The organism is Streptomyces sp. NPDC054840 (assembly GCF_053611065.1).
The window spans coordinates 1-7,827 of sequence record NZ_JBSGZP010000337.1 but is presented as its reverse complement, the minus strand read 5'-3'; the positions used below and the strand labels follow the sequence as shown (position 1 = coordinate 7,827).

Sequence of the window (7,827 nt, the reverse complement as noted above, 5' to 3'; positions counted from 1 at the left end):
CAGGTCAGCGACCTGGGCCTTCTTCGTTGCCTAGACCTCTCAGCCCTGCCGTGCCCTCCGCGTGCCCCAACTCACGGGAATGCCCCGGCCGGAGGGCCTTTCCTGCCAGGGACATGGCTAACAAACATCGCTGGAACCCAGCTGTCGGGTCGGGCATCTCGTCATGTGGTCGTCGGGCCAGCCGAACTCAAGGGCGCCTTCGCGCACCTGGCCCGTCACTACACCAACGCCGCAACCGAGGCACGCGCCACGCTGCCCCCGATGGGGAGTACGACGCAGGCAGTCTCCGGCCTGCGCGGGCGACAACCGCTTACGTCGGGCACGGTCGAAATGATGCAGGCCATCACTGTGCGTGTCAGCGTGATCCGGAGGAATCCGTACCCCACGCATCGAGAGGAGTCGCCGTCATGGGCGGTACGCAGGACAAGCCCGAGAAGCGGGGCAAGGGCCCCGAGGCACAGGTTCACCATCGCCCCGGGGACCCCGCGCACCCCCAGCCGGGCAAGTCGTCCCGCGAGCGGGGACAGAAGCAGGGACAGAAGGAGACCTCGCGCCGCCGCGAGGATGATCTGCTGCGCGAGGAGGACCTGCACGACGAGACGCCCTGACCAGCGGGCTGGGCCTCCACAGCGCGCGGCCCGCGCGGTCGGGCCGCCGCCGGCACGGACCCGGCTGTCCGCGCTCCGTGCCGATTGCGACCGGCTCAGCGCCCGAGTGCAGGACCTGCCCGACCCATCACGCCGGCCGTCACCCGGTCTGGGCCAGTTCGCGCACGGTGGCCATGTCGCTGAAGGGGAGCAGTTCCTCGCCGACGATCTGGTGTGGTTCGCTGCCCTTGCCCGCGATCAGGACCGTGTCGTCGGGGCCCGCCGCGGACAGGGCGAAGGCGATCGCCTGGCGGCGGTCGGCGTAGCGCCGGAAGGGGGTGCCGGTCGCCGTGAGGCCGGGAGAGACCTGGTCCAGGATGGCCTCGGGGTCCTCGTTGCGGGGGTTGTCCGAGGTCAGGACACAGAGGTCGGAGTGGGTCCCGGCGATCTGGCCCATCTCGGCCCGTTTGGTGGTGTCGCGGTCCCCGCCGCAGCCGAAGACCGTGATCACCCGGCCGCGGGCGAAGCCCTGGATGGTGGTCAGGACCTTGTCCAGGGAGTCCGGCGAGTGGGCGTAGTCCACGATCACGGAGGTGCCCAGCGGGGTCCGGAAGCGTTCCATCCGGCCGGGGACCGGCGGCATCCGGTCGAGCGCGTCGACCAGGGGGCCCAGCTCGTGCCCCAGCGCGTGGCAGGCTGCCACGGTGGCCAGCGCGTTGGACACCGAGAACCGGCCGGGAACGGGGATCGAGGCCGGGTGGGCGCGTCCGTCGTGGTGGAGGGTGAACCGCGTACCCGAGGCACACACCACAAGGTCGGTGGCCCGGTAGTCAGCCGGGCGGTCCAGGGCGTACGTGGTCACCGCACCCGGCATCATCGACACGATGCCCGCGCCCACCGGATCGTCGGCGTTGACCACCGCACGCCGGCACAGGCCCTGGAAGAGCCGCAGCTTGGCGTCCCGGTAGTCCGCCATCGTCCCGTGGTCGTCCAGATGGTCCTGCGTCAGGTTGGTGAAGACCCCGACGTCGATGAACGTACGGTCCACCCGGTGCGTCAGCAGCGCCATCGAGGTAGCCTCCAGCACCACGCCGGCGGCCCCGCGGTCGCGCATGTACCCCAGCAGGTACTGCAGGTCGGGAGATTCCGGCGTGGTCAGCACCGATGGCGGCATGGAGATCTGCTCGTCGCCGATCCTGCTTCCGGCGGTTCCGATCACCCCCACCCTGGAGCCCTCGGCGATCCGCAGGACGGACTCGACCATGTACGAGACGGAGGTCTTCCCGTTGGTGCCGGTGATCGCCACCACGTCCATCTGCCGCCCGGGCTCACCGAAGTAACGGGAGGTCACCACCGCGGCGGCCGTCCGCGCGTCGGGTACGCGGACGGCGCAGGTGCCCGGGGGCCACGCCGCGGCCGGCAGGTCGGACTCACTGCCGTCGACGAGGACGGCGGCGGCGCCCCGGGCAAGTGCGGGCAGGGCGGAGCCGGGGCCGCCTTTCCGGTGTCCGGGTACGGCGATGAAGAGCGATCCCGGCGTGACCCGGTCGGCGTCGAAGGTGGTTCCCGCGGTGATCAGCGTCGTGTCCGGATCACCCTGGAGGACGTGGTGCTCCTGGCCGGCCAGCAATTCGCTCAGCTTCACAATGATCCCTTCGAGGGGCTCTGGCCCGGGCGTGCGGCCGTAGCCAGGCGGCAGCGCCGGCGGCATGCCGGGAAGCTGCTGTGGTGATGTGGAGCGGAGGAGCCGGAGGCGCGAAGCGCTAGCCGTTGCCGTGCAAGGCGGTACGGCGGGTCTCGGGCACCGCGGCGAAAGCCGTGCCGGCCGGGTCGACGACGGTCGGAACCCCGGCGGCCGGGCGCATCCCGGAGGCGGCCTGCTGCAGGCACTGCCTCGAGGAACATGTGCGACCCATGGGCCGAGTGTACGGCCCACCCAGCGGCCCGGGGATCGCCGCTGCCGGCACGTGGTGGCCACCGGTGCGTCAACGACGGTGACCAGCCGTGCCCGTACGTGGATGCATGGCTGGAGGCGAGGGCTCAGGTGGAGGCGGCGCCCGTCCTGGCGGGCCACGACCACTGCGCCGCCCATGCAACTTCGCGCCCTGCCCACCATCGGCTGCCGACGCCCCGGCTCTGCCGGTCCGCGCGTGTGGCGCTTTGACGTGGCCTGTCGGAGGTCGCAAGACTTGATCACCGGTGACCGCCGGCCGTACACGACCACCTGAGCAGGGGATGTTGTGACAGGACAGGTCCTTCCGCACGACGTACTGGGCAGCGGCTCAAAACGAACTCTCCTGCTGCACAACTGGTTCGGCGACCGGTCGAGCTTCGACCCGATGCGCGAGCACTTGAACGGGGACAGGTTCAGCTACGGGTTCCTGGACTGTCGGGGGTACGGCGAGGCGATCGACGCGGACGGCGCGTTCACGATGGAGGAGGTCGCCGAGGACGCCCTGGCCGTGGCCGACCGTCTGGGCTGGGAGTCCTTCTCGGTCATCGGTCACTCCATGGGCGCCAAGGCGGCCCAGCCGATGCTGCTGGATGCCCCGTCGCGTGTCCGCTCGATCATTGGCGTCTCGCCGGTTCCCGCGTCGGGCTTCCCGCTCGAGGGGGAGATGTGGGAGCTGTTCGCCGGGGCCGCGAAGAACCCCGCCAACCGCAGGGCAATCATCGACAACACCACCGGCGGGCTGCGCGACGATACGTGGCTGGACGCCATGGTCAGCCGCTCGGTGGAACGCTCCTCGGCGACGGCCTTCCGCGCGTACCTGGATTCCTGGGCGCGCGTCGACTTCCACGAGCAGGTGAAGGACAACCCAGTGCCGGTCCTCCTCCTCGCCGGTGCGAACGACCCCGCACTGGGCACCGAGGCCATGCGGGCCACCTGGATGCAGTGGTACCCGAATGCTCAGCTGGAGGTGCTCCCGAACACGGGGCACTACGCACCGGAGGAGTCCCCCCAAGGCCGTCGCCGCGGCTGTCGAGCGGTACCTCGGCCGCTGAGGGTTCAGGTTCGGGCTGTCGGGTCGGCGGCGCCGCCGTCCTCGGGTTCGGGCGTGGTGGCGATGAGGATCTGAGCGGCCTCGGTGATGTTGTCGGCGCGAACGGCGCGGGCCATCGCCTCGTGGGCGGCGTCGGCTGTGGTGTCCGGGGGAACCACCAGCAGGGCGAAGTGGTCGTTGTGGCCGCGGGTGATGAGGACGGTGTCGTCACCGACCGGGTCGGAGTCTAGGTGCACGACCTGGTCGTCGATGACCAGGCGGGTGGGGAGGCCATTCCAGGCGGATGCGTCCACGCCCACCCGGGTGATGGGCCCGAGGTACTCGGTCAACGTGCCGATCAGCGCGGGCAACTCGGTCTCGATGTCGCGCGTGCGGGGCCACCACGCGCCGTCCAGAGGCCCCTCCCGGGACCGCGTGGTCTCCAGCCGCAGCAAGGCTGTACCCGGTTTGACCGCCTGATGGATCTCATCCGGCAGGAGCAGTGGGGGCGTGTGGGGGATGTCGGAGTCAGGCATGTGGATCCACCCGTCTACGGGATGCGGCCGCACGTCACCGCAGGTCGGGCACCGCTGCCGACCCTCGTGCCGGTACGGCGACGCGCGCGAGCCGCCGTGATTTCACGTTACTCCCGCCGCCCGCTCCACCGCCCGCCGGAAAATACCTGGTCACGCCAGTCAGAGTCCATAGAACGGGCGTACAGTCAAAACACCGGGAGTATTTCGCGCACCCGCTTTCACGCGGGTGTCATTTCTGGCGATCGCCTAAAAACCGGGCTGCCGACGAGCAGTCCGGGGGCAGGTCCACATCATGACCACGACCCTCGACCGGACCGCGCCCCGCGACCTCGCCGCAGAGCTCCCGATTCGCTTGTCCCTCGCCCCGAAGACCACGCTCGCCGGCCAGCTGGACGGGGCCTGGTGGCCCTACTCCCGCGAGCTCGAAACCGAGCTCCCACCGCTCACCGCCGCCCTGGACGACCCCTGGGGCCGCGTCACCCGTGTCACCGTGAACCCCACCCGCTGGCCCGTCGTACCGCACACCCTTGCCGTGGATGGGCGCATGCTGCACGTGGGCTGGTTCACCGAACAGGACCCCGACAAGCTCATCCTGCTCTCCTACACCGTGGGGCGCTTGGACCTCCTCGTCATCCCGCCCGAAACCGCACCCGCAGCCGCGGCCCGCCTGATGGCCGCCGCAGCGATCCCCGGCAGCGTCCTCACCGCGGGCGTCCTGATGACCAACGAAGCCGCCATCGGGCGCGGCATCCGTGACGCCCTGCGCCGAGAAGCCACCTGGGAGGACGAGGGCGGGGCCTGCACGTCCACCTTCGGGAACCCGAGGGAACGAAGCGCCCTCCCCCTGCTCGGAAGTGGCCGGAGGTGAGCTCCGTGGAGACCTTCGTCCTCATCGCGGTGATCGTCCTCGCGACCGCCATCGGAATGCGCCTGATCCACCGGCTCAACGCCCAGCACGACGCTCGGATCGCGGCCCACCACTTCAGCGACCCCCTGCCCAGACCTCCCGGCCTGCCGGACGACACCAGTCGTCGAGCCCACCCCACGGATGCCGACCGGTGAGGAACAGACCTTCCTCCGACCGGGAGCAGCGGTCGGGGCGCCACGGTGCCCCGACCCGCCGGCTTCTCGCCCACTCCGAAAGGGAACACGCCCACGTGAAGTACATCGAGACCCAGACACTGCCGTCGCTCGGGCACGCCGAGGTACGGATCATCGCGCACACGCCCGAAGCCGCCCGAGCGGTTGCGGAAGCCCTTCGCGGCTGTTTCGCCGGAGCGGAACAGCGCAGCTACCCCGGCCTCGACGGCGACACCCGCCTCCACCTCACCGTGGACACGGCAACACCCGCCGGCCCCGCCCACTCCTGGCTGGCCGCCAGCCGGAGCCCCGTCGGCACCGGCGCCCACTCCGACGAGACCTGAGAGCCCCACGGGCCCCGGAGCCCACCCCGCACGCGAAAGGACGCGGTCATGGCCACACTGCGCGAACGCCAGACCTACCGCGCACAGGTGCTCCAGGTCCTGTACGAAGCCGTCGAGGGCAACCGCCTCCTCGGCATCACCGGAGCACAGCTGCGGCGCGAGCTCCACGTACCGGAACAGGACCTGGCCGCCGCCTGCACCTACCTGGCGGGCGAAGGCCTGATCACCGTCGACTGGGAACCGGGCAACACCCCCGCGATGGTCACCCTCACCCACGAGGGAATCCGACGCATGGAGGCCGAGGAGGAAGAGCACGACTGAATCCGCTTGCACACGTGAAGGGCCTGGCACGTGGGTACCCAGTGCTTCAGTTCCGCGCCCCCGACGCGATCCCAAGGCTCCACGGCGTCAAGCCGACAAGGCCGTGCCCCGTCCGTGCCCTTCGGCGCGGTGAACAGCGGTCAGGACCGGTGCGCCAGGCAGTCCCGACGGAGGCAATCAGAGACGGAAACCGCAGTTCAGAGGCCACATGGACCACCTGTGCGCCATAGATTCCCAAGCTTATAGCGCGGGTTCGATTCCCGTCATCCGCTCTCACAAGAAGGCCCAGGTCAGCGACCTGGGTCTTCTTCCTTGTCTAGACCTCTCACCCTTTGCCATGCCCTCCGCGTGCCCCAACTCGCAGGAATGCCCTGCCCAGAGGGCCTGAGCGCACCACTTGCACCACACGGACGCAGGGTCGTCTCACATCACGAGACGCATTTCCTGCGCCACACATGAGCCTGCGTTCGCGGATTCGTCACCACGAAGCCGGGCAGGCAACCACCGGCTGAGTCAGGCCTGTTGCCGTGGCGCGCACGGCCAGGCCGCCCCCCGGACGAGGCCACGCCCCGCCACCGCGGCCGGGGGGTGAGAGTTGGCAATTCAGCAGATGATCACAAATAGTGACCAGGGGGTGACGTGTTGTCAGTGGCAGCTGCTTTCATAGGCCAGTTGCGCAGGGAGGTGCAACGCGACCACCGAGGGGGATGCAGCTATGCCCTGGATCAATACGTACGTGAAGTCGGATGGCACCGAGGTCAGCGGGCATCTCCGGCTTCCGCCGGGGGCTCGCCGGGAAACCGCTCTGCTGGGCCTGATCGTGGCCGGGGTCTTCATCTTCGGTAACAGCTCCACGACGGCTGGTGCGGACGCAGCACCAGGACCGGAGTTACCCCAGCCGCAGTCGACGTCGATCTATCCGATCAAGTGGCCGGCGTGGGAGAACCAGCCGACACCTCGGCCGGAGCCGACGGTCTCCTATCCGATCGTCTTCCCCACCGCGGCGAGCGGCCGGTGACCCGCCGCCCACCCGCAAGGCGGCGCAAGCGCGGCGGCAGCGCACGACGTCGCAAGAGCACTGGCTCGGAGGAGCTGTGGATGCTCGGCTTGGCGGTCGCAGTGGCCTTCAGCATGGTCATGGCCCTCCTGTCATGGCTGGCCGCCCATCCATGGGTCTTGGCCCTGATCTTGGTCGCCGCAGCAGGTGCCGGCTGGCTGTGGCTGCGGCGGCGCCAGGAAGCAGCCCGATGGGAGCAGGTCCGGGCGCAGGGGCTGCGCTACGCCGTCGAACACCTCGACAGCCTCCACCACAACGACTTCGAGTTCGCCGTACGGGACCTCATGCACCGCGACGGCTGCGCCGACGCCCAGAAAGTCGGCGGACGGGGCGACAACGGTGCGGACGTCAAAGCCACCGACCCCTACGGCCGCCGCTGGGTGATCCAGTGCAAGCACCGCAAGGCCGGCTGGCAAGGGTCCGCGGTCGGCACCCCAGACCTCCAGGTCCTCAACGGCACCGGCCGCCAGATACACGGCGGCGACGTCCTCGTCATGCTCACCAACGGTCGCTTCTCTCGGCCCGCCCTCGACTTCGCCAAGTCCCAGCGCCTCCACCTCGTCGACCGCCACCTCCTCGCCCAGTGGGCCAGCGGCTCGCGCCCCCTGTGGGAACTCCTCCGCGCCGTCCCACCACCCCGGAAACCGAGTTCGCTCTCGTGATGCGCCTGGGCCGCCTCGCAGGGTGCTCGGGCCCGTGCCCGAGATCACGCGCCAACCCCGGCGGGCAGAAACTGCCGAGTCCGGCGCGGGACTGCCGGCGCGCCCAACCCAGCCGGAGGCGTCGGCGACAGCCACACCGGAGGCCCGTTCCTCACTCGAACGGCTGCTTGGTCTCATGATCAAGTCCCCCGCTCCTTCGCCCCGTACGCCTGTTGACCAACGCCACCGGGGCCAACGCATTTCAGCGTTGGCCCCG

Annotated in this window: 11 protein-coding genes; 8 read left to right on the top strand and 3 right to left on the bottom strand. The window is 70.0% G+C overall.

Features of this window, described 5'->3' with window-relative positions:
* Positions 1-407: 407 nt before the first annotated feature.
* Entirely contained in the window at positions 408-608 is a 201-nt protein-coding gene (locus tag ACWGIU_RS22770; protein WP_453708517.1) for a hypothetical protein, read from the top strand.
* A gap of 139 nt (positions 609-747) precedes the next feature.
* Here the strand turns inward: ACWGIU_RS22770 and ACWGIU_RS22765 are convergent, their stop codons facing one another.
* The gene (locus ACWGIU_RS22765) at positions 748-2,232 is read right to left on the bottom strand and encodes a UDP-N-acetylmuramoyl-L-alanyl-D-glutamate--2,6-diaminopimelate ligase (RefSeq protein WP_453708515.1); all 1,485 of its coding nucleotides are present in this window, start codon (positions 2,230-2,232) and stop codon (positions 748-750) included.
* Positions 2,233-2,350: 118 nt separating this feature from the next.
* Positions 2,351-2,503 (bottom strand): hypothetical protein, encoded by a 153-nt coding sequence (locus ACWGIU_RS22760; RefSeq protein WP_453708513.1) that lies wholly within the window; start codon positions 2,501-2,503, stop codon positions 2,351-2,353.
* A 324-nt stretch (positions 2,504-2,827) separates the two neighbouring features.
* Between ACWGIU_RS22760 and ACWGIU_RS22755 the strand changes: the two genes are divergently transcribed.
* Entirely contained in the window at positions 2,828-3,667 is an 840-nt protein-coding gene (locus ACWGIU_RS22755; RefSeq protein WP_453708512.1) for an alpha/beta fold hydrolase, read from the top strand.
* Here the strand turns inward: ACWGIU_RS22755 and ACWGIU_RS22750 are convergent.
* A complete protein-coding gene (locus ACWGIU_RS22750) occupies positions 3,598-4,107 on the bottom strand; it encodes a DUF5994 family protein (RefSeq protein WP_453708510.1) in 510 nt (169 codons plus the stop codon). The two genes, ACWGIU_RS22755 and ACWGIU_RS22750, sit on opposite strands and share 70 nt — an antisense overlap.
* 292 nt (positions 4,108-4,399) lie before the next feature.
* Here ACWGIU_RS22750 and ACWGIU_RS22745 point away from each other — a divergent pair, with 292 nt between their 5' ends.
* The 6 genes from ACWGIU_RS22745 (at position 4,400) to ACWGIU_RS22720 (ending at position 7,571) form a co-directional block, all read left to right on the top strand.
* Positions 4,400-4,975, top strand: a complete 576-nt coding sequence (locus tag ACWGIU_RS22745; protein ID WP_453708508.1) for a DUF5994 family protein — start codon at positions 4,400-4,402, stop codon at positions 4,973-4,975.
* Positions 4,976-4,980: 5 nt separating this feature from the next.
* Positions 4,981-5,169, top strand: a complete 189-nt coding sequence (locus ACWGIU_RS22740) for a hypothetical protein (RefSeq protein WP_453708506.1) — start codon at positions 4,981-4,983, stop codon at positions 5,167-5,169.
* Positions 5,170-5,264: 95 nt separating this feature from the next.
* Entirely contained in the window at positions 5,265-5,531 is a 267-nt protein-coding gene (locus ACWGIU_RS22735; RefSeq protein ID WP_453708504.1) for a hypothetical protein, read from the top strand.
* A 48-nt stretch (positions 5,532-5,579) separates the two neighbouring features.
* Entirely contained in the window at positions 5,580-5,852 is a 273-nt protein-coding gene (locus ACWGIU_RS22730; protein ID WP_453708503.1) for a hypothetical protein, read from the top strand.
* Positions 5,853-6,567: 715 nt separating this feature from the next.
* A complete protein-coding gene (locus tag ACWGIU_RS22725) occupies positions 6,568-6,870 on the top strand; it encodes a hypothetical protein (protein ID WP_453708501.1) in 303 nt (100 codons plus the stop codon).
* 80 nt (positions 6,871-6,950) lie between these two features.
* The gene (locus ACWGIU_RS22720) at positions 6,951-7,571 is read left to right on the top strand and encodes a restriction endonuclease (protein WP_453708499.1); all 621 of its coding nucleotides are present in this window, start codon (positions 6,951-6,953) and stop codon (positions 7,569-7,571) included.
* The last annotated feature ends 256 nt before the right edge of the window (positions 7,572-7,827 follow it).

Excerpts from the sequence above, each read along its gene's own strand:
- ACWGIU_RS22720 (WP_453708499.1), top strand. The coding sequence starts at position 6,951 with ATGCTCGGCTTGGCGGTCGCAGTGGCCTTCAGCATGGTCATGGCCCTC.
- ACWGIU_RS22750 (WP_453708510.1), bottom strand. The coding sequence starts at position 4,107 with ATGCCTGACTCCGACATCCCCCACACGCCCCCACTGCTCCTGCCGGAT.
- ACWGIU_RS22730 (WP_453708503.1), top strand. The coding sequence starts at position 5,580 with ATGGCCACACTGCGCGAACGCCAGACCTACCGCGCACAGGTGCTCCAG.
- ACWGIU_RS22760 (WP_453708513.1), bottom strand. The coding sequence starts at position 2,503 with ATGGGTCGCACATGTTCCTCGAGGCAGTGCCTGCAGCAGGCCGCCTCC.
- ACWGIU_RS22745 (WP_453708508.1), top strand. The coding sequence starts at position 4,400 with ATGACCACGACCCTCGACCGGACCGCGCCCCGCGACCTCGCCGCAGAG.
- ACWGIU_RS22770 (WP_453708517.1), top strand. The coding sequence starts at position 408 with ATGGGCGGTACGCAGGACAAGCCCGAGAAGCGGGGCAAGGGCCCCGAG.
- ACWGIU_RS22725 (WP_453708501.1), top strand. The coding sequence starts at position 6,568 with ATGCCCTGGATCAATACGTACGTGAAGTCGGATGGCACCGAGGTCAGC.